The 23,213-nt window shown below is 38.4% G+C and carries 21 protein-coding genes and 1 pseudogene; 12 read left to right on the top strand and 10 right to left on the bottom strand.

The window, feature by feature from the left end:
* The first annotated feature begins 86 nt into the window (after positions 1 to 86).
* The 4 genes from AC1DDK_RS10375 to AC1DDK_RS10360 are packed head-to-tail and all read left to right on the top strand — an operon-like array spanning position 87 to position 2,840.
* Positions 87 to 449, top strand: a complete 363-nt coding sequence (locus AC1DDK_RS10375) for a hypothetical protein (protein ID WP_337717091.1) — start codon at positions 87 to 89, stop codon at positions 447 to 449.
* Positions 450 to 488: 39 nt separating this feature from the next.
* Positions 489 to 1,082, top strand: a complete 594-nt coding sequence (locus tag AC1DDK_RS10370) for a penicillin-binding protein activator LpoB (RefSeq protein WP_477633883.1) — start codon at positions 489 to 491, stop codon at positions 1,080 to 1,082.
* A gap of 29 nt (positions 1,083 to 1,111) precedes the next feature.
* Complete coding sequence (locus tag AC1DDK_RS10365) at positions 1,112 to 2,545, top strand: COG3014 family protein (protein ID WP_337717096.1); 1,434 nt, start codon at positions 1,112 to 1,114, stop codon at positions 2,543 to 2,545.
* 31 nt (positions 2,546 to 2,576) lie between these two features.
* On the top strand, positions 2,577 to 2,840 hold the full coding sequence (locus tag AC1DDK_RS10360) for a hypothetical protein (protein ID WP_337717097.1): 264 nt from the start codon (positions 2,577 to 2,579) through the stop codon (positions 2,838 to 2,840).
* 26 nt (positions 2,841 to 2,866) lie between these two features.
* Here AC1DDK_RS10360 and AC1DDK_RS10355 read toward each other — a convergent pair.
* The 9 genes and pseudogenes from AC1DDK_RS10355 to ruvX all read right to left on the bottom strand — a co-directional run.
* Positions 2,867 to 3,034 (bottom strand): annotated as a pseudogene (locus tag AC1DDK_RS10355) (magnesium chelatase subunit ChlI family protein); the annotation flags it as partial.
* A gap of 39 nt (positions 3,035 to 3,073) precedes the next feature.
* Positions 3,074 to 3,268: a hypothetical protein gene (locus AC1DDK_RS10350; RefSeq protein WP_337717099.1), complete on the bottom strand. Its 195-nt coding sequence runs from the start codon at positions 3,266 to 3,268 to the stop codon at positions 3,074 to 3,076.
* 79 nt (positions 3,269 to 3,347) lie between these two features.
* Positions 3,348 to 4,688: a signal recognition particle protein gene (ffh, locus tag AC1DDK_RS10345; RefSeq protein ID WP_172662385.1), complete on the bottom strand. Its 1,341-nt coding sequence runs from the start codon at positions 4,686 to 4,688 to the stop codon at positions 3,348 to 3,350.
* Between the two features lie 95 nt (positions 4,689 to 4,783).
* The gene (locus AC1DDK_RS10340; protein WP_172662386.1) at positions 4,784 to 5,782 is read right to left on the bottom strand and encodes a DUF3078 domain-containing protein; all 999 of its coding nucleotides are present in this window, start codon (positions 5,780 to 5,782) and stop codon (positions 4,784 to 4,786) included.
* A gap of 404 nt (positions 5,783 to 6,186) precedes the next feature.
* The gene (locus tag AC1DDK_RS10335; RefSeq protein WP_172662388.1) at positions 6,187 to 6,939 is read right to left on the bottom strand and encodes a hypothetical protein; all 753 of its coding nucleotides are present in this window, start codon (positions 6,937 to 6,939) and stop codon (positions 6,187 to 6,189) included.
* A gap of 50 nt (positions 6,940 to 6,989) precedes the next feature.
* Positions 6,990 to 7,895 (bottom strand): glucosaminidase domain-containing protein, encoded by a 906-nt coding sequence (locus AC1DDK_RS10330; RefSeq protein WP_337717101.1) that lies wholly within the window; start codon positions 7,893 to 7,895, stop codon positions 6,990 to 6,992.
* Positions 7,895 to 8,575, bottom strand: a complete 681-nt coding sequence (locus tag AC1DDK_RS10325; protein ID WP_288881390.1) for a glucosaminidase domain-containing protein — start codon at positions 8,573 to 8,575, stop codon at positions 7,895 to 7,897. Before AC1DDK_RS10325 ends, AC1DDK_RS10330 begins: the two co-directional genes overlap by 1 nt.
* Positions 8,576 to 8,578: 3 nt before the next feature.
* Positions 8,579 to 9,214: an O-methyltransferase gene (locus AC1DDK_RS10320; RefSeq protein WP_477633882.1), complete on the bottom strand. Its 636-nt coding sequence runs from the start codon at positions 9,212 to 9,214 to the stop codon at positions 8,579 to 8,581.
* A gap of 20 nt (positions 9,215 to 9,234) precedes the next feature.
* A complete protein-coding gene (ruvX, locus tag AC1DDK_RS10315) occupies positions 9,235 to 9,651 on the bottom strand; it encodes a Holliday junction resolvase RuvX (protein WP_337717105.1) in 417 nt (138 codons plus the stop codon).
* Between the two features lie 220 nt (positions 9,652 to 9,871).
* Between ruvX and AC1DDK_RS10310 the strand changes: the two genes are divergently transcribed.
* The 5 genes from AC1DDK_RS10310 to AC1DDK_RS10290 all read left to right on the top strand — a co-directional run bounded on the left by AC1DDK_RS10310 (position 9,872) and on the right by AC1DDK_RS10290 (position 14,039).
* The gene (locus AC1DDK_RS10310; protein ID WP_337717107.1) at positions 9,872 to 11,020 is read left to right on the top strand and encodes a DNA polymerase III subunit; all 1,149 of its coding nucleotides are present in this window, start codon (positions 9,872 to 9,874) and stop codon (positions 11,018 to 11,020) included.
* Positions 11,021 to 11,022: 2 nt separating this feature from the next.
* Entirely contained in the window at positions 11,023 to 12,492 is a 1,470-nt protein-coding gene (locus tag AC1DDK_RS10305) for a PSP1 domain-containing protein (protein WP_288881399.1), read from the top strand.
* Positions 12,485 to 12,958 carry a gliding motility lipoprotein GldH gene (locus tag AC1DDK_RS10300; protein WP_288881402.1) on the top strand — a complete coding sequence of 158 codons (474 nt, stop codon included), beginning with the start codon at positions 12,485 to 12,487 and terminating at the stop codon, positions 12,956 to 12,958. Before AC1DDK_RS10305 ends, AC1DDK_RS10300 begins: the two co-directional genes overlap by 8 nt.
* Positions 12,959 to 13,289: 331 nt before the next feature.
* Positions 13,290 to 13,562 (top strand): hypothetical protein, encoded by a 273-nt coding sequence (locus tag AC1DDK_RS10295; protein ID WP_337717108.1) that lies wholly within the window; start codon positions 13,290 to 13,292, stop codon positions 13,560 to 13,562.
* An 18-nt stretch (positions 13,563 to 13,580) separates the two neighbouring features.
* On the top strand, positions 13,581 to 14,039 hold the full coding sequence (locus tag AC1DDK_RS10290) for a hypothetical protein (protein WP_337717111.1): 459 nt from the start codon (positions 13,581 to 13,583) through the stop codon (positions 14,037 to 14,039).
* 298 nt (positions 14,040 to 14,337) lie between these two features.
* On the opposite strand, the gene AC1DDK_RS10285 is transcribed toward AC1DDK_RS10290, so the two are convergent.
* Complete coding sequence (locus AC1DDK_RS10285; protein ID WP_288881408.1) at positions 14,338 to 15,639, bottom strand: UDP-N-acetylmuramoyl-tripeptide--D-alanyl-D-alanine ligase; 1,302 nt, start codon at positions 15,637 to 15,639, stop codon at positions 14,338 to 14,340.
* A gap of 58 nt (positions 15,640 to 15,697) precedes the next feature.
* Here AC1DDK_RS10285 and AC1DDK_RS10280 point away from each other — a divergent pair, with 58 nt between their 5' ends.
* The 3 genes from AC1DDK_RS10280 to AC1DDK_RS10270 all read left to right on the top strand — a co-directional run bounded on the left by AC1DDK_RS10280 (position 15,698) and on the right by AC1DDK_RS10270 (position 23,195).
* Positions 15,698 to 18,184 carry a M14 family metallopeptidase gene (locus AC1DDK_RS10280; protein ID WP_288881410.1) on the top strand — a complete coding sequence of 829 codons (2,487 nt, stop codon included), beginning with the start codon at positions 15,698 to 15,700 and terminating at the stop codon, positions 18,182 to 18,184.
* A 309-nt stretch (positions 18,185 to 18,493) separates the two neighbouring features.
* Positions 18,494 to 21,673 (top strand): SusC/RagA family TonB-linked outer membrane protein, encoded by a 3,180-nt coding sequence (locus AC1DDK_RS10275; RefSeq protein WP_477633881.1) that lies wholly within the window; start codon positions 18,494 to 18,496, stop codon positions 21,671 to 21,673.
* A 10-nt stretch (positions 21,674 to 21,683) separates the two neighbouring features.
* Positions 21,684 to 23,195: a SusD/RagB family nutrient-binding outer membrane lipoprotein gene (locus tag AC1DDK_RS10270; protein WP_288881415.1), complete on the top strand. Its 1,512-nt coding sequence runs from the start codon at positions 21,684 to 21,686 to the stop codon at positions 23,193 to 23,195.
* The last annotated feature ends 18 nt before the right edge of the window (positions 23,196 to 23,213 follow it).

Raw genomic sequence — 23,213 nt, 5'->3', positions numbered from 1 at the left:
CTCGATTATTGACATTTGGATTGTAAAACTATAAACAAATCAATAAAAATATTAAGTAATTTTGCTTTTAGTTAAACCTTTATATTATGAAAAGGACTTTGATGATTATTGCAGGCTTAATAGCCGGAGTTACATATAGCTATGGACAACAAGCCAGCCTGGTTCAGGATCAAAACCCCAGATACGAAGTGGCAAGAGCTAAATACATGAACGTGTCCGACTCTTTAACCAGAGATCAGGGAACTACTGTTCAAAATACCTATAAAGCATACGATTGGTACGAAGCAAGAGAAGAACGTCGTAAACTTCGTCGTGAGCGCAATTATGAGAGCAGCTTGTACAGCTATCCCTATTATGGGAACTCTTATTACTACCCATCGTTAAATTTCGGATGGGGCCGCCGTTATAACAGCCATTGGGGCTATTACGGAACGGGCTGGGGATGGTAACTAAAAATACAACATTTACATACAATCATATTTAATAAAATGCAGTTAAAAAAAATATTAACCCTTGCTGCCATTGCAGTTTCTGGTATAATGATCTCTTCATGCTCCAGACAAGTAACAAGAATTAACACTACAGATACTGTTGATGTTAGCGGAAACTGGAACAATACAGATTCGAGAATGGTTGCTCAGGAAATKACCCAAAGTGTTTTGGGAGCCAAATGGCTGTCTACACATCTTGAAGCTAAAGCAGGTAAAAAACCTGTAGTGGTTGTTGGTCTTGTTCAAAACAAAAGTCATGAACATATAGACGCAGAAACATTTGTGAAAGATGTTGAACAGGCATTTGTTCAAAGTGAGCGTGTTCGTTTAGTGCAAGGGGGTAAGAAAAGAGAAGAGCTGCGTGCAGAGAAAGCCGACCAACAAGATAATGCTTCTGTTTCTACCATGAAGAAATTCGGATTGGAAAATGGCGCCGACTATATTTTGCAAGGGTCAATCAATTCTATTGTGGATTCACATAAACGCAAAAAAGTAGTTTATTATCAGGTAAACCTGGAGCTTACAGACATACAGACCAATGAGGTTGTATGGATAGGCGACAAGAAAATTGCTAAATACGTTAAGAACTAGCAGGATGCTGATCCGGCTAAAATAACAGTATGACAAATAATAGTAAGAATAAGCTTAAGGCATCAGTTCTTTTAGGATTGATGCTTTTTCTTTTTAGCTGTGCCTCTTATAATGAGAAAATCGCAGGTTATTATAAACAAATCGCGACTGGAAATTACAATGAGGCAGTTAAGGAGCTTGATAAGAACCGCTTACTTCAGAAACCGCGGAATAAGCTGCTGTTTTTAATGGAGAAAGGGAAATCGAGCCACTTGATTGGTGATTATGAAAATAGCAACCGTTACTTTAATGAGGCCGACCAGCTATTGGAAAATGGAATTGGCGGTGCTATGGATGCGGTGGTGGGTACTCTTGTAAATCCCATGACACAGGCTTATAAAGGAGAAGACTTTGAAAAGTTTATGATCCATTATTATAAAGCGCTTAATTACCTGTATCTGCATAAAACCGAAGACGCCATAGTTGAGGCCCGAAGAATTACTTTGCAATCGCAGGAACAAGGCGACAAGTTTAATGATAAAGAGAGCAGGTATTCTAAGGACGCATTTTCATTAATGCTTCAAGGCCTTATTTATGAAAGCGATGGAGACGTTAACAATGCTTTTATAGCCTACCGAAATGCTGCGGAGGTTTATTTGAAAAGCCCCGACAAAACGTATTACGGCACGACCCTGCCTAAAGAGCTTCAGTTGGATGTACTTAGAATGGCGGATGCAAATGGTTTTAAGGCTGAATTAACCCGGTTTGAGGAACTGTTTAACTTAAAATATCAACCAGAGCCATCATCAGAAGGAGGAACGCTTATTCTCTTTTGGGAAAATGGATTGGCACCTGTTAAGCAACAGGAAGAGTTTATTTTTTCCCTTATCAGAGGATCTAATGGAGATTTGGTATTTACCAATTTAGCAGGCACCTTGTTTATTCCCTATAATACGGCCTATGGAAGTGGTGACATTAATTTAAACTCAGTTAATAGCCTTAGGGCTACATATCCTAAATACGTTGCTCAGCAGCCTTATTTTACAAGCGCGACTATTACTGACGGGCTGTCGACCATAAACTTTGAAAAGGCAGAAGATATTAATCAGCTTGCGGTTAAAACACTTGATCAACGTTTTGCAAAGGAGATGGGGAAAGTGCTTACCCGTTTGGCGGTAAAGAAAAGTGCAGAATATGTACTTAAAGCCAGTGCTAAGGGAAATGGAAAGGACGGCAAAGACAATTCTTTACTTGAGGGGTTGGGTTTTGGAATGCAGTTGTATAGTTTGCTTTCGGAGAAAGCAGATACCCGAAACTGGCAAACCTTGCCTAGTGAGATCAGATATGCAAGAATTCCTTTAAAAAAAGGAGATAATACCATTACGCTTGATTTAAAAGGGGCTAATGGCAATAATGAAACAAAAACAATTAACATAACCGGAACCGGAAAAATGCAGTTTTATAATTACTCAACGCTGCGTTAACAGTGCATCCGGAAATAAAAAGAATAAAACTATGCAACAGCCCTTCGACATTAGCATTGGAGATGTAGATTATGCCGTATTTCCAGAAGGAAATGATACTTATGTGATCTTTAAAGACGGCAAAGAATACGTGCACATACAAAAAGACACCGATTTACAATGGTTAAAGCTTGATCCGGAAACAGCTATTCCTGTTTTTGAAATAGATGAAGAAATCAACAACATCGGCAGAGAGATTATGGCTTACGTTCCTGAAGAGGAAGACGAAGAAGATCTGGAAGATGAGCTTGATTAACCAGCCCAACGGTCGCGGTCAAGGCTTCAACAGTGTATTGCTTCTGCCAGGTGCTCTAATTCAACATCCTGGCATCCTGCCAGATCTGCAATAGTTCTGGATACTTTTAGGATACGATCATAAGCCCGGGCGGATAGTCCCAGCTTTTCCATTGCCTGCTTTATCAATACTTGTCCGGCATTATTTATCTTGCAATTGCTGCTTCCATTGAATTATCCGGGGGCAGCAAGCCTTTAAATCCAATCTTTTACCTCGGCTTTTAAACCAGCCGATTGAATAGCGCTTTCAGCCCATCTTAAACTTTCTTTAATGGCATTGTCGGGCAAATCAACAATATGATGCCTGTTTCCCCCTCCAATACTTACTTCTATGGTAGTGGTTAAAGCATTAACCCCGAAAATAGCGCTTCCAAACGTCTTGGTGAGCATAATTTTGCATACAATATTGTACTGCTAAACGATACTGATTTAGACATTAAGTGGCTGAAATTTGTGAAATTTATTGAAATTACATTTTGCCCTGAGGCATCTTTGGCATATTCCTCATCATTTTTGCAGCTGCGGCCGGGTTAGAGAATTGCTTCATCACCTTACGCATATCTTCAAATTGTTTGATCAGTTTGGTTACCTCTTCGATTTTTGTTCCCGAACCTTTGGCAATACGTAAGCGTCTGCTTTGCTGAATGCTATCAGGGTTTTCGCGTTCGAATTTGGTCATCGACTGAATTACTGCCTCAACGCTTTTGAATGCATCATCTTCAATATCCACGTTCTTCATCATTTTGCCAACACCAGGTATCATGCCCATAAGGTCTTTCATGTTACCCATTTTTTTGATCTGCTGGATCTGATTGTAGAAGTCGTTAAAATCAAACTTGTTTTTACGGATTTTCTTTTGAAGTTCGGCAGCTTCTTTTTCGTCGAACTGCTGTTGTGCACGTTCAACAAGGGAAACTACGTCGCCCATGCCCAGGATCCTTGAAGCCATCCTTTCAGGATAGAATACATCAAGAGCTTCCATTTTCTCGCCTGTACCAATAAATTTGATCGGCTTGTTTACTACAGATTTAATTGATAGTGCAGCACCACCGCGGGTATCACCGTCTAATTTTGTTAATACAACTCCGGTAAAGTCTAATCTATCGTTAAATGCTTTTGCCGTGTTAACCGCATCCTGCCCGGTCATGGCATCAACAACAAACAGGATTTCGTGCGGTTTAGTACTGGCTTTTACGGCGGCGATCTCATCCATCATCTGCTCATCTATTGCTAAACGACCGGCCGTATCTATAATGATTACATTATTATTTTGTTTTTTACCTTCAGCAATACCTTCTAAGGCTATGCCAACGGGATCTTTAGAAGCAATGTTCGAATAAACAGGCACTCCAATCTGCTCACCTAAAATCTGCAACTGATCTACTGCAGCAGGGCGATATACGTCGCCAGCTACCAATAGTGGTTTCTTGCCTTTACTTTTAAGGAAGTTGGCTAATTTACCGGTAAATGTAGTTTTACCAGCACCGTTTAACCCGGCAATAAGTATAATAGTAGGATTGTTCTTTAAATCTAATTCCGTTACCTCGCCACCCATTAAAGCGGTAAGTTCATCGTTCATTACCTTAGTAAGTAACTGGCCTGGCGAAACGGCTGTAAGAACATTTAAGCCTAATGCTTTCTCTTTTACCTCATCGGTAAAGCTTTTAGCTGTTTTATAATTTACGTCGGCGTCTAATAAGGCTTTACGGATTTCTTTCATGGTCTCGGCCACGTTGATCTCTGTAATACTTCCTTGTCCTTTTAAAACCTTAAACGCACGGTCTAACTTATCCTGTAAATTTTCAAACATTTTCTTTAATGCTTAGTGTTCAATTTTTTGTGAATTGCAAAGTTATTAATTTTGCATGATACAGATAACAATATCGGTAATCTTTATGTAGAATATTAACGAGGGAAGGTAAATGCCACACCTAGCGCTAGCGCCTGACTCGCCTGAATCTCCGGATCGGAGTCTTTATCAAATAATCCTACGCCCGTAAGTGTCACATTCATTAATCTGTTTATCTGAGATCTTAACTCTACATCTAAACGATGATCAACGTGTACCAAGGGCCTGTCGTACGGAATAAACATTTGGTATCTGGCTTTCAGATTTACATTCTTAAATATTTGCTTGTCAAAATTACTTACGATCTGAAAAGCGAGCTCGTTCTTGAAGTTTTTGCCGCGTTCCACACCATAATTACCTCCATTATACTGTTGATTGACAGTTGTGTCCAGTTTAAATGTCTGTTTTGCAGTACCTGTACCAATCCTTGTTGAAAAATACCCAACAGGCTTATATTCGAAACCGATTGATTCGGTTAAATATCCTGGGGACATGAATTTAGAAACAAGAGAGGCTTGCTCTTCGTTGTTACCGTCTCTATAATAGGCATAACCTCTATCAAACTGCGACTCAAACGTAACCGACCCAAAGAAATACCAGCTTTTAGATAATCTTAAATCTGCTTTATTATCCCAGAAAATCCTATCCCTTGTTTTCTTTTGCAGCTGGTCTTTGTTTTTGACTTTACCATACTCAAGCATTACCTCACTTATATAACCGTAGCCTTCTTTTCTATATTCAGCACGATAGTTAACAAGCCCGCCAACGGCAAGAGAGTTTACTCCCCCGGCTTTCCAGTTGTTTGAAAAACTACCTTGATTGACGTTAATCCCAACAGAGGTTCTTATCTTCCAATAGTTGATTTTTTCGGCAATCACTACCGGTGGAATTTTTACAGGTGTATAGTTCAGTATTCCTGTCCTTGATGGTAAAGGACTACGCTTTAGTTTTATCTCCAGGCCTTTGGTTTCAATAGGCACAGTATCAATCTCCTGAGCGATCAGGCTTGACGAGGTGATAAACAGTAACAAGAGGCAGATATTAAAACTCTTCATTACTACAAAGAAAAACAAAAATGTGACTTATTAAAAGTTTATTAATAAACTAATTGCAAAACTTACTCTTATCTATGGTTTTTTACTGACGAAACGAATCCACGCAAATGCTTTTCTATGAGATAAATACGATAGATCGGCATCAAAACAGTATGCTTCTTTTTCAAAAGGGATATTGAAATAAGCTAAATAATGATTTTTATATCTGATCAGATTGATCAGGTACATTAGTAAATACAAAAAATAAAAAGGAAGAATAAGCAACTCAAGCTGTTGTCTAAAATGTATCCGCTCATGATTAATTAATACCTTATCAACCTTTAGCGTCTTGTTTTTTAGAATGATGAAAGGGAAAATAGCCATTGCATTGGCCGGTAGTTTGGATAATATGAGAAAGAAGGGCCTCAAAACTCTTCTACTTTTATTTTAGGGAGTGGTTGTAATCTAAAAGCAGCCGGATTCCGCTTATAGCTGGCATAGCTGTTCCTTAAATATACAACAAAAGCATAATCTGAAGCGGTTAAAACGAATTGATAAGTAGGTCGGTATTGTTGCATAAAATCTTCCATTTCATAGTCGCCTAATTGCAGTACCTTCTTAACATAATCTGGCGTAAACCTATAATCTATAATCGCCTCATGGTAATCCCGCTCAAGTATTTTTTGAAGATGGCGGGCATTTTTACCATCTCTGCTGAGCAGATTGTAAATTGCATCAATACCCAAACCTGCGCCTCCCAATCCAAGATTAAGCAAATCTTTTGCTTTACCCTTGTCCAGCGCATACTTATACTCTTTTAATGTATTGGCGTGCGATTCTTTAGGAGTATATTTTCGGCCGGTAATAGATACCTCACGTAAGTTAATTCCTAGCGATTTCAATTGAAAGTACACTGCTTTCTGACCATTATGAATAAGCGTATCGACCGCATAACCTTGCAATACTGCATACAGCGTGTCGCCTACGGCAGCATTTATAGAAAACTCGCCCTTTGGGGTATTGTAAATCCCTTCGTCTTTGCTGGCGTTGTAGATGTATACTTTAGCCAGGCGGAGTTTGGAATCTTTGTCGACCACAAAGCCTTTTACCGTATTGGTTTGGGCAGTTGCAGTAAGCGCAATGCAATAAAGGAGTAATAACAGGCTAAAAAATCTCATTGGAGATACAAAACTACAAGATAACTATCTGCGCTTAATAAACATTAACATTATTTAACTAACACAAGCTTTTGCCCAATCTTAATGCCCGTGTCTGCAAGGTTGTTCAGTGCTTTTATATCGTCCACTGAGATGTTAAAGCGTTTTGATATGTTGTAAAGGGTGTCTCCCTGTTTTACCGTGTAAGGATTCTCCAGGGTTGTTGAGCCAACAGGATCAGGAGTGTTAATTACTACAGCAGGGGTACTTATTTTTAATGTATCAGGAGTTTTAATTACTTGTTTTGAAGGAGGTGTAGCCACAGGGGTGAATTTTTTCTTTTCCTGAGGGATGTTCGCGTTGATTTCTGAGAAAACACGGTCTTCGCGTTTTAGTTTTTCATTCTCAGATTCTGGCAGATCATAAAAATATAACTGATACTTTTCGATAGTATTTATCAGCAGATCCGGATACTTAGGGTTTGTAGCATAGCCAGCTTGTTTTAAACCTACAGCCCAGTTTTTATAATCGTTTTTATCAAGCTCAAAAAGAGCACTGTAACGCTTTCTTCTTAAGAATTCAGAATGATCCCTGTAAGATTCTCTGGCATCTTTATAAACCCGAAAACAGTCATTAGCCTTATCGTCGTCTTTATAATATCCCTTTCCTTTCCATTCAGAAGTACATTTGATGCCAAAGTGGTTGTTCGCATATTTTGCTAAACTGCTATTCCCACTTCCCGATTCAATAATGCCCTGGGCAAGTGTAATACTTGCCGGAATGCCATATTTATTCATCTCTTCAATTGCTACGCCTTTAAATTCATCGATATACATTACTGTAGTACGCGATTTATATTCCGGGTTTGCTTTGTCTGCAGCTTTTTCGATTGCTTTATTGTTGCGACTGTACTTTTTTGTTTTACAGGCAGAAAAAAATAGCACTGCGGAGGCCAGGATGATTATTCTTTTGTTCATTATAGTCTAAGTTTTTGTCCGGGTTTAAGTGCAGCGCCTTTTAACCCATTTTTTTTCATTAGTGAGGCTGCGGTTGTTCCCCTCAATTTTGCTATTTTATTCAGGCTATCGCCTCTTTTAACCGTATATGTTGATCTTGAGGTTTTTGCTGATCTGGATCTGGTGGCAACGACAGGTGCAGGTGGTTCAACATAATCGTCGGGCCGTTCATCGTATTGGGAAAGGTCATTTTTTTTAATGATCCCAATGATCTGTGATGCCCATGTTCTGCTTCTGGCATAGCCACCACGCTGTATACCTCTGGCCCAGTTTCTGTAATCAAACTGGTCATATTTCTCGAAAAGTGAAGTAAAGGACGATCGGCTTTTTAAGAATTCCAGAAAGCTATCATAAGACTTCTGAACAGAAGGATAACCCTTATAGGATGAACGGATTTCGGTATTGCTGTTCGCGCCTTTGATCCCGAAATGATTGTTAAGGTATCGGGCAATTTTACTTGTACCAGATGCTGATTCGTGTATGGCAACAGCAAGAATAACACTGGCAGGTATTTTATGTTCCCGCATCAGTGTTTGAGCATATTCAGCATGCTCTGCAATATATTCTGCTGTGGTTTGGGCGCCTACACTAAATGTTATGGAGATAGCACTAAGCCAAACTAACAGTAATGATTTAAACATACCTTATTTTTTTCTGATGATAAATAACCCATCTCTAACAGGCAAAATGAGTTTTTCTACACGGTCATCTGCCGCAATTTTGTCATTAAATGTAGTGATATTTTTAGTGTCTTTATCCTGATTGGTGTTCAGTACTTTTCCACTCCATAGCACATTATCCACTATAATAAGCCMACCAGGCCTGATTCTGTTGAAAACAAGATCATAGTAAGTGCCATTGTTTTTCTTATCAGCATCAATAAACACAAGGTCGAAGGTTTCTTCCAATGAATTCACAGTTTGGGTTGCATCGCCAAGAATGTATTTTATTTTGCTGTTATAGTCAGATTGAGCAAAGTTATGGCGTACCATGTCTTCGAGCTCCTCATTTATATCCAGTGTATAAATAATTCCTGTCTCTGTTAATCCTTCAGCAAGGCAAAGGGTGGCATAGCCGGTAAAGGTGCCGATTTCTAAAATTCGCTTAGGGCTTACCATTTTACTTAAAAAGCTAAGCACCCGTCCCTGATAATGGCCTGAAAGCATGCGTGGCATCAGCACTTTTAAATTGGTCTCTCTATCTATTTTTTGCAGCAACTCGCTTTCTGGTTCACAGTAATTAAGCAAGAGCTGCTGCATGTCATCGCTGATTAAGCTCATATAATTTTAATAAATGCAATCTATAAACGGTGCTGTTCCATAAAATATTGCAAAATAATAGTAGCCGAGATGGTATCTACGCGCTCTTTATTTTGCCGGTCTTGTTTTTTTAATCCGCTTTGCATAATTGCTTGATGGGCTAGTTTAGAAGTAAACCGCTCATCAATCCAATGTTGGGGGATATCAGGAAAGGTTCTTTTTAAGGTTCTGGCAAAGCCTTTTACATGCTGAGCAGACTCAGAAGGAGAACCATCCATTTGCTTTGGATCGCCAAAAACAAAGGCTTCTACCTGTTCTGTTAAAAGATATTTTTTCAGATATTCTATAGCGTCTTTGGGGTGTATGGTATCGAGCCCTGTTGCAATAATTTGCAGGGGGTCTGTAACGGCTAGTCCGATACGCTTGGTTCCATAATCAAATGCTAAAATTCTGGGCATGTGGGCAAAGATAATAAAATCCGGGAGGTACCTGAGCTTGGGCTAATGTAGGACAGATTGGGGCTAGATTCGGGTTTGCTTCGGGAAACAGGTACTTTTACCCGAAGCAAACTCAAATCTGTCTCGAACTAGCGTCGAACCAGCAACATTGTATGCAGGTATTTTGTCAACTTTAATAGCTGTTATAGCCAAGTCTTAAAATTTTGCTATTTTGCACCAAATGCAGTTTAAGAATATCATAGGTCAGGAAGCTATAAAACAGCAGTTGATACAAACATTTGCTGAGAATAGGATAAGTCATGCGCAGTTGTTTCTTTCGTCAGAAGGAAGTGGTGCTTTGCCTTTGGCAATTGCCTATGCTCAATACATTAACTGTCTTGATAAACAGGCTGATGATAGCTGCGGCGAATGTTCTTCGTGCAGAAAATATGAAAGATATATTCACCCTGACTTGCATTTTTCTTACCCGTTTTTTGCTTCTAAAGATGTAAGAACAGCAGTAGATGTTTTAGATGAATGGCGCAGTATGGTGCTTGCCGATCCTTATTTTGACATGGATATTTGGCGATCCAAATTAAGTGCGGAGAATAAACAGGCAAATATTAACATTGCCGAGTGTCATGATATCATCAAAAAATTAAGTTATAAAGCTTTTGAAGCTGAGACGAAAGTACTGATCATGTGGCTGCCCGAATATCTGGATAAAGAAGGAAACTCCTTATTAAAGATTATTGAAGAACCACCGCAAAATACCCTGTTTATTTTAGTTGCAAACAACCAGGAACAGATTCTTTCTACCCTGTTGTCGCGGACGCAGATTGTTAAAATTCCTAAACTGCCACATGCTACTGTTGAAAGTTATTTGATGGATGAATTTGGCTTGTCGGAAAATCAGGCTACAGAATATAGCTTTCTCGCAGATGGGAATTTGATTGAAGCCAAGCAATTGGTGGCCAATACGCAAAATGAAAATGCCGATAAATTTGCCGAATGGTTAAGGATGGGTTACGGCAACAGGGTTTTGGACTTAACCAATTTTGTAGATCAGATTGCGGGCTGGGGAAGAGAAAATCAAAAGAATTTTTTAAAGTACGGGATTAGCTTTTTAAGAGAATGCAGCCTGTTGTTAAGTGGTGCAGAAGAGCTGGTTAAGCTGCCCGGTTCAGCTATGGACACGGCTAAAAGGTTATCGACCCACGTACTTAATCTAAGTATGGCAGATGCCATTATTTCGGAATTGGAAAAGGCGCATTATCATATCGAGAGAAATGCAAATCCTAAAATTCTGTTTTTAGATGTATCTTTACAACTAGTAAAAATAATTAAGTTTAAAACGCTCCCGAAAGGGACTCAATATATATATAGTTAATTATGGGATGTGGAAGTTGTTCTACAGGTGGCGGATGTGCCCCCTCGGGTTGCAAAAGTAATGGCTCTTGCCTTACTGGAGGATGCGGAAAAATGGAAGTTTACGACTGGCTGTCTAATCTTGACATGCCTTCAAATTATATACCTTTTCAAGTAATAGAAGTTAAATTTAAGGGTGCCAGGAAAGAATTTTTCCTGAATAGCGAGAACATCTACCTAGAAATAGGTGAGTTAATTGCTGTTGAGGGCCCTACCGGCGGTTATGATATCGGCCATGTTTCCTTAACGGGAGAATTGGTACGCATGCAAATGAAACGCCGTAAAGCAACTATTGATCAGGTAACCAGAAAAGTTTACAGAAAAGCTACTGAAGCAGACGTTGAAAAATGGAAGATCGCTAAGGCTTTGGAATGGGAAACCATGCATAAAGCACGTACCCTTGCTTTAGATTTACGTCTATCTATGAAAATCAGCGATGTTGATTATCAGGGAGATAAAACTAAGGCTACGTTTTTTTATACCGCAGAGGGTCGTGTTGACTTTAGGGAGCTGATTAAAAAGATGGCCGAAACGTTTAGAATCCGGATTGAAATGCGCCAGATTGGAATGCGTCAGGAAGCCGGAAGGTTAGGAGGAATTGGGTCTTGTGGTCGCGAACTTTGCTGTTCTACATGGTTAACCAATTTCAAAACGGTATCAACAGCTGCGGCCAGATATCAGAACCTTTCTTTAAATACTTTAAAGCTTGCAGGGCAATGTGGCAAGTTAAAATGCTGTTTAAATTATGAACTGGATACCTATTTAGATGCTTTAAAAGACATTCCTGATCGTATTGAAAGCCTGCAAACTGAAATTGGCGTTGCCCGCCACCAAAAAACTGACATCTTTAAAAAGATTATGTGGTTCAGTTATCCTAATACAGAGGATTGGATTCCGCTAAAAGTTGACCGTGTAAAAGAAATCATGGCAATGAATAAACGTGGGCAAAAACCAATTAATCTTAAAGAAGAGGCTGTTGAATTAACTCCGGTAGCTGTTGTAGAGAAAATACCTGATTACGAAAATGTTGTTGGGCAGGATAGTTTAACCCGTTTAGACGATAAGCCTAGAAATAAAGGCAACAAGAACAATAGAAATAATCCTAACAAGGCCAACGAAAATAGAAATAGCGGAAACAGACCTGAAAAGGGACCAAGACCTCCTCAAAATGCTAAACCTGCACAGGGGCCTAAGCCAGCTGTACAAGGTGCCAGACCAGAGAAAGGGCCTAAGCCTGCACAGGGAGCAAAGCCGGTTCAGCATCCGAAAAAAGGTCAACAGCCTAAACCAGTTAATAAGCCAATAGTTCAAGCGGCCGAAGGTACGATCAATGAACAACCTGGTGCGGCCACTGGTCAGCCATCGGCAAACAGGAATAGAAATAGAAACAATAACCGGAGGAAAAAACAAAAGGAAAAGCCTAAGGATGAATAATTTTAAAGTTTTACTGCTGTCCTCAGTTTTAATCGTTTTCTTTTTTAGCGGATGCGATACCAATACGCTCATGGACAGCAACATGTCTATGCCTGCACGTAACTGGAGTTATCCAAATAAGGTTAAAACATTAGTTGAAATTACGGATAGCAGTAAGCCTTATAATATCTATTTTAAATTGCGCCTTACAGCCGATTACAGGTATTCAAATATTTTTGTTCTATTTCACATGAGTGGAGCGGGACAAAATAAGCACACCAGACGGTATGAATATAGGTTAGCGCAGCCCGATGGGCAGTGGAACGGTTCGGGTTCAGGTAATTTGTTTACCTATAATTTGCCTTTGCTTACCAACTATAAATTCCCTGCTGCCGGTAAATATCAGTTGGAAATAGAGCAGAATATGCGGGATAATCCGCTTGCTGAGATCAGTGATGTGGGAATAAAGGTATCTATTTATCAGTAGAGTACAGTTTTTATAAACATTCAAAATATGTTAAAAATCTATTGCTTTAATTTTGTTTTTTGTGAAATAAGTATTAGGTTTAACTAGCGCTTAATCTTCATGAAAAATGCTCTCAAAAAATGTTGAAAGTAATAATCTTGAAAAAGGTAGCATCGCCTTTATAATAAAAAAAATAATCCATCTTTTTTATTATACCAAGTATTTATGTCCTCGTATTGCAAATCAAAACCCTCAGGTTAATCACTCTGTGAGGAGCAGTACTTTTACGATGATTTATAGTAAAAATTATACTAAAGTTGTTCTAATTTTTTTTATTTCTTTTGTCATATTGATGACCATAGGAGTAATCTACATAGGGCATACAGGCAGATCCGAAACGCTTAACTATCAATTTAATGGAAAGGTTGATAGTGTTAGATATAATATCAAAGGGCAGGCCTATGTCTCAATAAACGGTGTTGAATATTATCTTTTTGATCCTGATTGGAATTTTGATCATAACAGAATTCAAATAGGTGATTCACTGGTTAAGAGAAAGAATTCGATGATAATTGAATTATTTAGACGAAATGTTTTGGTGACTATTGAGGGGAAGGATAATTAATAATAGATTTGTTATACGATGAACTTAAAAATACAAAGGGTATTGCTTTTATATATAGTGGCAATAGGACTCACTATCTCGGCTTGCACATTTAGTCGTACTTATGTGGATAGAGCTGACGATACTCAAGAGGGGAAACAGGTTGTCAATAATTTTTACAATAATATTTCAAACAATAATTACGATGCTCTTGATTTAATGACCAGTGGTGCATTGGTAAATACAGCAGGGAAAAATGCAGTAAGTAAAATAGTGAAACTTATTAATCGTAAGGTTGGTAATTATAAAAGCTATTTGATTGTGGATAGTAATACAACGCGAACCGAAGGAAGTAATAACAAAACAATTTTTAGGTTCAAAGTAAAAGTAGCTTATCAACATGGTACCGTTGATGAAGTAATTGGATTGGAAAAATTAGATGACCTTGATATAAAAGTGATATCTTATAATGCCTATTCAGATTTATTAATACGTTAGAAAATAGTTATACAATTTTTTGAAATGGGCTTATCCGTATGTAGCTATACAGAATAAAAGAGGCGAGATAGTCGTATGGGGTATAATATCGGCCTTCATGCAATTCTTTATCTGAAAATTTCATCGTATTACGAAGGTCAACAAATGCAATATTATAATAGTTTAGGAATCTCTTGAAATAGTATAAGTAAAAAGAATCCCAATATATGGAGATATTTAAACCAGTGCACTACATTTAAATTTTAAGGCAATTGAAAAGAGGAGGCCATGGTTTTATTGACTTCTGTCTCGCTTTTCTCTATAATATGGGAAGCAACTGCTCAAGTGCCATACCTCGGGATCCCTTTAAAAGTATCATATTATCCTTTATAGGGTGCGTTTTTAAGAACTCTTGAGCTTCTGAAGGAGCGGTAAAGAAAACCCCTTTATATTTATCCTTTAGTGCGTAAAAATACTTTCCAATAAAGATCAGTGTTTGTACATTAAGTTGCTCAGCCTGCTTAGCAATAAGCTCATGCTGTTCTGCAGATTCATTGCCCAGTTCAAACATATCTCCGATAATTACAGTTTTTTTGTCGGCAGTTAAAAGAGAAACGTTATTTAGGGCAGCGGTCATACTGCTCGGGTTTGCGTTATAAAAATCACAGATCACAGTATTGTTCTCCGTTTTTGTGATTTGTGAGCGATTGTTGTTAGGGTAGTATCCGGAAAGACCTTTGTTTATTGCTGAAGGAGTAACATCGAAAAATGCCCCAATGCATATGGCCGCCAATATGTTTTCGAAATTGTAAGAGCCTGTTAGATTAACAGATGTTTGGTAGCTGGCCCCTTTGTCTGACCATGAAATTTCAATTAATGGATCTGTTTTGATCAGCTTTCCCGATATTGTATCTGTTGATTCTGTGCCGTAATAGATAACCTTATCAAGATCAGCAGTAGTACTCATTTCCAACAGATAGTGGTTATTTCTATTTATAAACGCAAAACCATGATTGTTCTTTAAATATGCATAAAGTTCTGCTTTTCCTTTTTTAACACCTTCAAATCCTCCAAAGCCATCTAAGTGTGCCATGCCTACATTGGTAATTAAACCGTGAGTAGGCTGCGCTATAGTGCACAGAAACTCTATTTCTTTTTGGTGGTTGGCGCCCATTTCTATTACTGCAATCTCGGTGTCAGTTGTTAGTGATAAAATAGAAAGAGGTACACCAATATGATTGTTTAAGTTTCCTTTGGTGGCAAAGGCATTATATTTTTCTGAAAGAACGGCCTTTATTAGTTCTTTGGTGGTTGTTTTGCCATTACTACCAGTTAAACCTATAACCGGTATATTTAACTGTGAGCGGTGATGTTTGGCAAGATCTTGCAATGTAGTCAGTACATCGGGCACTAAAATGCATTGCTTGCTGGTTTTGTATGAAAGGTTATCTATTATGGCATAGGCAGCACCGTTTGTAAGTGCTTTCTCTGCAAAAGTATTTGCATCAAAATTATCACCCTTTAGGGCAAAAAACAAGCAATCGGGAGTTATATTCCTTGTGTCGGTACATATAACAGGGTGCTTTAGATAATGCTGATAAAGGGATTCGATGGCAGTCATAGATAAAATGAATAATTAATATGGTAAAATTAGTATTTTGGAGTCTTAATTCATCAATATGAGATACTTCTTCCTTTCTTTTTTGTTTTTGCTTGTTGGTTTGAGTGTTGCAGATGCTCAAACAAAGTCTCCGGATGAGTTTTTAGGGTATGCCCTTGGAAGTAAATTTACATCGCACGATAAGGTTGTCGATTATTTTAAGTACATAAGTGGTAAAGAAAAGAACATAAAGATTGTAAGCTATGGCAAAACTTACGAAGGAAGAGAGTTGTTAGTTGCAGTGATATCCTCTAAAGAAAACATAGATGATTTAGAGCAAATCAGGAAATATAATGTAAGTCTGAGTAAGGCAGAATCATTCACAGCACAGAAAGGTAAACAGCCGGCTATATTGTGGTTAAGCTATAATGTACATGGGAACGAGGCCAGCTCTACTGAAACAGCTATGAAAACCATATTTGACCTTGCTGAAGCAAAAACAAGCGACATTAAAGACTGGCTAAAGAATACCGTCATAATTATAGATCCATGCCTTAATCCGGATGGTAGGGAAAGGTATGTGAATTATTTTAACTCGGTTAGCGGACATAAGCCCAATTCTAACCCAATGGCAAGAGAGCATTCTGAGCCTTGGCCCGGTGGTAGGTCGAACCATTATTATTTTGATTTAAACAGAGACTGGGCCTGGCAAACACAAATTGAAACACAGCAACGCCTAAAGTTATATCATGAGTGGATGCCCGAGGTTCATGTGGACTTTCATGAACAAAGTTATAATGAACCCTATTATTTTGCACCTGCGGCCGAACCGATTCATCAGGATGTTACCCCCTGGCAGCGTGAGTTTCAGGTCACTGTTGGGAAAAACAATGCTAAGTATTTTGATGAGAACGGATGGCAGTATTTCACTAAGGAACGCTTTGATCTGCTTTATCCATCGTACGGAGATACGTATCCATTGTACAATGGTGCAGTAGGAATGACTTATGAACAAGGGGGAATTGGGGCCGGACTGTCTGTAGTAACTACTGATGGAGATACGCTTACGCTTAAGGAAAGGATTAGTCACCATTATACTACGGGTATGGCTACTATTGAAACGGTTTCAAAAAATGCCGATAAGCTGGTAAAGGAGTTCAAACTCTATTTTGAAAAAGCGGTTACTAACCCTCCGGGTATTTATAAAACATATATAGTGAAAGCCCAAAACCTGAGTAAAGTTAAAAAGCTTGCTGAGCTCCTAAAAAAGAATGGCATTGCGTATGGGTTTGGATTGGATAAGAACATGCGGGGGTATAATTATGAAACAAAGAAAGTAGAAGGCTTTAAGGTAGATAGGAATGACCTGATTGTAAATCTGCAGCAGCCCAAAGCTGTTTTGGCTAATGTGTTATTTGAACCTCAAACAGCTGTTAATGATTCTAATACCTATGACATTACTGCATGGGCTTTGCCATACGTTTACGGTTTAAAAGCATACGCAAGTAAAGAATCTGTAAAAGGAACTTATCCGGCTTTAGAAGAACCCAAAGAGCAGTCTGAAATAGCAGATAAGCCTTATGCCTGGATTTTTAAGTGGAATTCGATCGAAGATGCGCAGGTGCTTATTGCATTACAGCGGGCAAACATTAAGGTAAGATCGGCTGAACAAGCGTTTACTATTGGTACGAAGGTGTTTCCTGCCGGATCGTTGTTGGTGTACCGAACAGAGAATGAACGGCAGGTAAAGGGGCTTTCGTCTAAGATCGCCAGGATACAAAAAGACCTGAATGCTGTGGTTTATACTTCTGCAAGTGGCTATGTAGATAAGGGAAAGGATTTCGGATCAAATGTTTATCCTATTCTAAATGTACCTAAAGTAGCTATTGTAACAGGTACAGGGATCTCTACTCAAGGTGTTGGTGAGGCATGGCATTTCTTTGAGCAAGAATTGAACTACCCCGTTACCATGATAACGGCTAATAACATAGATAAGTTGGATATTAATAAGATAAATACCTTGATTATGCCAGATGGTAATTACGGGGAAGATATTAACGAGAAATTGGAGAGTTGGATTGAAAACGGTGGGAAAGTAGTTCTGTTTGAAGATGCAATTTCAAGTACGCTGGGGAAAAGACCTTTTAATATTAGGTTGAGAGAGAGTGTAAAAAATGACATAAAGGTTAATGGGGCAAGAAAGTATGGAGAACGCAATCTTGATGATTTGTCGGAAACGATTCCCGGAGCTATTTTTAAAGTTAATCTGGATCAAAGCCACCCAATTTCCGCTGGCTTGGGAGATTATTATTATGCTTTGAAAACGGATGATAAAATCTATGAGCTTTTGAATAAAGATTGGAGTGTAGGTGTCTTAAAATCAAATAGTTATATGTCTGGTGTGGTGGGGAAAGGCGTATTAAAAAAGCTGGATAACGGGATGTTGTTCGGTATTCAATCGGTCTCAAAAGGGACGGTTGTTTATCTTGCGAGTGATATACTTTTCAGGTCGTTCTGGGAAAATGGAAAACAGATGTTTACCAATGCCGTATTTCTGGTTAACTAGATATTATTGAAAATGAGCCTGTTTATGTTGAAATTATAAATCTCCTTAGTTAAACTTTATACTATATAGTGTTAAAATATGTTAAATATTTTGGCAAGATGAGATGTCACTTTGTTTTTTGAACATTTTCCGTGCTTATTGGTTAATATTCAGAATAAAATTTCGTAAAAGCTGTGTTTTTCAATATTCATGATCTGTTTTCTGTGTCATATTTGTGTCATTTAAATTTGGCTATTCTTAAATTATTTATGCTCGCATATCAAATGCGTATATTTAAGCATTATTAACTAACCTAAATTCTAACTTTTTATGAAAAAACTTTTACAAAGTTTGTTCATTTTGGCATTCATAGCAGGCTCTGCTATGGCACAAAATCGAACAATTACTGGTACGGTTACAGACAAGGAAGACGGCAAGCCGCTTCCGGGAGTAACTGTTGTAGTTAAAGGCACAAAAAATGGTACTCAAACTGGAGGCGATGGTAAATACGCATTGTCTGTACCCTCAGCTTCCGCGGAACTTGTTTTCTCTTACTTGGGCTACGTTTCTCAAACAGTAGCTGCTTCTGGAAACACTGTTGATGTTGTTTTACAATCCGATTCTAAATCCTTAACAGAGGTTGTTGTAACAGCCTTGGGTATTAGCAAAACAAAGAAAACAATCGGTTATTCAGAAACTACAGTTAAATCTGAAGATATTAATAAATCGGCCCCGGTAAGTATGTTGGGTGGTTTGCAGGGTAAAGTTGCAGGGGTAACGATATCAAATACTTCAGGTTCACCAGGTGGTTCAACTAAAATTATCCTAAGAGGTTACACCTCAATAAGCGGGGGTAACCAACCTCTATATGTTATTGATGGGGTTCCTTTGGACAATTCAAGCATTGGATCAGACGAGAGCTATGACTTTGGTAATAATGCCAACGATATTAACCCGAACTCTGTAGAAAGCATGAGTATCCTTAAAGGATCTGCCGCTACAGCGTTATACGGATCAAGAGGATCAAACGGTGTAATTTTGATTACTACTAAAAAAGGTACAGCAGGTAAAATGGTTGTTGATTTTTCGCACGCTACAACCATTACGCAAGTGGCATCGGTATTTAAGCCCCAATCTACTTTTGGTCAGGGATGGGATGGTACATTCATCGAATCTGAAAATGGTAACTGGGGTCCTAAGTATGATGGGCAAATGAGAACCTGGGGTGCAATAGTTGATAACTCTCAACTATTAAAACCGTATTCATTCATTAAAAATAATGTTAGAGATGCGTTAACAAACGGAACAGAGTTTAATAGTAATATTTCCTTAAGTGGGGGAAGTGATAAAACTACCTATTATTTTTCTTATGGAAATGTAATGAGTGACGGTTATCTTCCTTCTGATAATGATTCGTATAAAAGGAATAACTTTAGTGTTAAGGCAGCAACTGTAATTGGCAATTTTAACATAGAAGGATCTGTGAACTATGTTTCTAAAACACAAAAATTTGTTGCACAAGGACAAGGTATATCAGGAATTGGTTCTTCGTTTTATGAAGATATTCTGCAAATTCCGCAGGATATTCCAATTAAAGATCTAAGAGATTATAAAAACAAGTTCTTTAATGTAGACAACTACTTTACTCCTTATGCAGAAAATCCATACTATTCTATATATGAGAATKGTAGTCGTTACAAAAATGACCGTATTTATGGGAATGTTAATTTTGGCTTTACTGTAAATGACTGGCTGAAGTTACAATTCCAACAAGGAGCTGATGTTGATAATGCCGGGGATAGACAATGGCACAACAAAAATGCACCAACTTTGGGTAGTTACAATGATGGTGGAAACGTTGAAGGTGCTAAAAGAGCTGCAGATGTTGGTAGAGTGATAGAAGAGTCTATTAAAACTTTTGAATATGACTCTAAACTTAATGCGATATTCAAAAAAACCTTCTCTGATTTCGATATAGACGGAGTAGTTGGGGTTAACTATAATGACAGAGGTTCGCGTTTTCTTACTACAGCTGTAGAAGATCTGGCCATCCCGGGATTCTTTAGTCTTAGTAATTCGGCAAATAAGCCAACTAGTACAGAAACCGAAAGACACAGACGTTTGTTTGGTGCTTATGCTTCTGCAACCTTGGGGTATAAAAACAACCTTTTCTTAACTTTAGCCGGAAGGAACGACTGGTCATCAACATTGGCAACAGGAAACAATAGTTATTTTTATCCTGCAGCGAGTTTGGCATATGTTGTTTCTGAAGCATTTGATATGAAAAGCACTCCAATAAGCTTCCTTAAACTAAGGGCAAGTTATGGAGAAACAGGTAGTGATACTGATCCATACAGGGTTTTTGATGTTTTAAATGCAACCAACGTTACATTAGGTTTTGGTAACATTAGATTTCCGGTAGCTGGAGTGGCAGGATATTCTATTGCAAATACATTAAATAATGTTAACCTTAAACCAGAGCGTGTAAAAGAGTACGAGTTTGGTGGTGATATCAGGTTCTTATCTGATAGAATTGGCTTAGATGTTGCCTACTTTAATAGATTAAGGGTTGATCAAATTTTACCTGTTCCAATTGATCCTGGAAGTGGTTACTTATTCCAGATCTTGAACTTTGGTAAAGTTAGGGTGAGAGGTATTGAGGCAGCACTGAATATCAAACCGGTTAAAACAACTGATTTTAATTGGGACCTAACCTACACGTTTAGCAGGCAGCGCAATATGGTTATGGAGCTACCGGCAGGTTTGGATAAGGTTATTATTAATAATGCATATGATGCAGATTTAGTGGCAATAAAAGGAAAACCACTTGGTGTTTTTCAAGCTCCCGGCCCAGAATACTCTCCTGATGGAAAGATTGTGGTAGATGGAACCGGATTCCCTGTAGTTGCAGCTACAAATAAAGAATATGGCAATATCCAAAGAGATTACTCTATGGGATTAACAAATATGTTTACCTATAAATCTTTTAGTTTAGGCTTTACGCTCGACTATCAAAAAGGTGGGGTATTTTATTCTGGAACAGCAGATTTGTTAAATTTTGTTGGTGCTGATGTTAAATCAACATTTAACGATCGTCGCCCTTTCATTGTTCCTAACTCAGTACAGAAGATTACTGATGCGAATGGAAACCTGATCAGATATGAGGAAAATACGACCCCAATTACAGAAGGTTTGATTGATGATTACTATTATCCAACAACAAATAAAGCAATGGTATATAGTAACCGTATTCTGGATAAAACATTCCTGAAATTAAGAGAAGCCTCATTAAGCTACACCTTGCCGAAAACTATTGCGGGCAAAATAGGCGCAAACAGAGCTATTTTTACTGTTTTTGGAAGAAACCTACTTACCTGGTTACCTGAGTCGAACAGAACAATTGACCCTGAGGTTTCTAACCAGGGTGTTGATTTGGCCAGTGAGTTCGGTGAATTTAGAACGGCTCCTCCAGTAAGGTTCTTCGGAGCATCCTTAAGAGTTACATTTTAATATTTGAACGATGAAAAAAATTAATATACAATATAAACCACTGATTTTATCAGCACTGATTTTCTTAACGTTTGGATGTAAGAAAACATTGGATGTAAATGTTGATCCTAATAACCCGCCAATAGAGCAAGCCTCTCCAGAGGTGTTGTTTCCGTCGGGAATTATGGGGACAGCCGGGATTGTAGGGGGCGAGTTGACAATACTTGGAGGCATATGGTCTCAGTATTGGACTCAATCAAATGCCTCTAATCAATACAAAACAATTGATACTTATAATTTGACTAGAGTCGATCTGAATGGCCCTTATGACAGATTGTTGTCTGGATCACTTGCCGATTTCAATTTGTCTATAAAGCTGGCACAGGAGAGAAGCGATTGGAGATACAATTTAATGGCTACAGTTATGAAAGCCTACACTTATCAGGTACTAGTTGATATTTACGACCAAGTTCCTTATACTGAGGCATTCCAAGGTGCAGCGAACCTACAGCCAAAGTTTGATGATGGCTATAGTATTTATGTTGCTTTATTGGCTGAAATCGATGCAGCCCTGGCTAAAGATTTTTCAGCACCGCTAACAACCAGCCAAGCTAAAGGTGATTTTCTATTTAATGGCGACATGGATAGCTGGGTTCAATTTGCGAATACATTGAAATTAAAAATGTATTTAAGAATGGTGAATGCAAAGCCAGCTGAAGCGCAGGCTGGAATTACCAAGCTTTATGCTGATGGAGCTAACTTTTTAACAATGAGTGCTGGTATTGCTGAGTTTGAAGGAACGCCTAACAATAGTAATCCTTTCTACGAATATAATATCAGAAGATTAAATACAACTACTAACGTCCGAGCAAGTAAAACACTGACTACCTGGTTGGTTAAAAATGGAGATTTAAGAACTGTTACTTATTTTGGAACAGCAACTCCTACGGCAATGCATCAGGGTGATTTTGCTGCAACAGCTCAAGAACAACCATCATATTCATCTGCAACAGTTGCCGCTCAAGATGCAACTGATCCAGTATGGTTTATAAATGAGTCAGAATCTTATTTCATGCAGGCTGAGGCGTTAGAGCGTTATTTTGGCGGTTCAGGAGCAAAAGCTAAATATGATGCCGGAGTAACCGCTGCATTTGCAGAAGCGTCTCAAAGTGGAGGTGCGGCATTTATTGCTCCAGGAGGAAAGTATGCATATAAAAGCGCAGGCTCGTTTGAGGATAAGTTAGAGCAAATTATCGTTCAAAAATGGGCTTCGCTACCAAGATCTGGACATACTATAGAAGCGTTCTTTGAGCAACAAAGAACTGGTTATCCCAAAAACAGCCCGGTTTACTCAACAGATCCGTCTTACGATCCTGAGAACGCCGCCTTACCTAATCATAGAGGAGAATGGGTTTATGCTAAGAATGGGGTTACAGCTGGTAAGTTCCCGAAAAGGTTAGTTTTTCCTGCATCTTCGAGAGATAGAAATAAAAACACGCCAGCTGAAGTTCCAATCTATACAAAAGTTTGGTGGGGAAAATAGGATATTGATTAATAATTT

The sequence above is a fragment of the Pedobacter sp. 05T44 genome (genome assembly GCF_056395985.1).
Note: the sequence above shows the minus strand (reverse complement) of the source record. Positions and strands in the feature narration are given on the sequence as shown.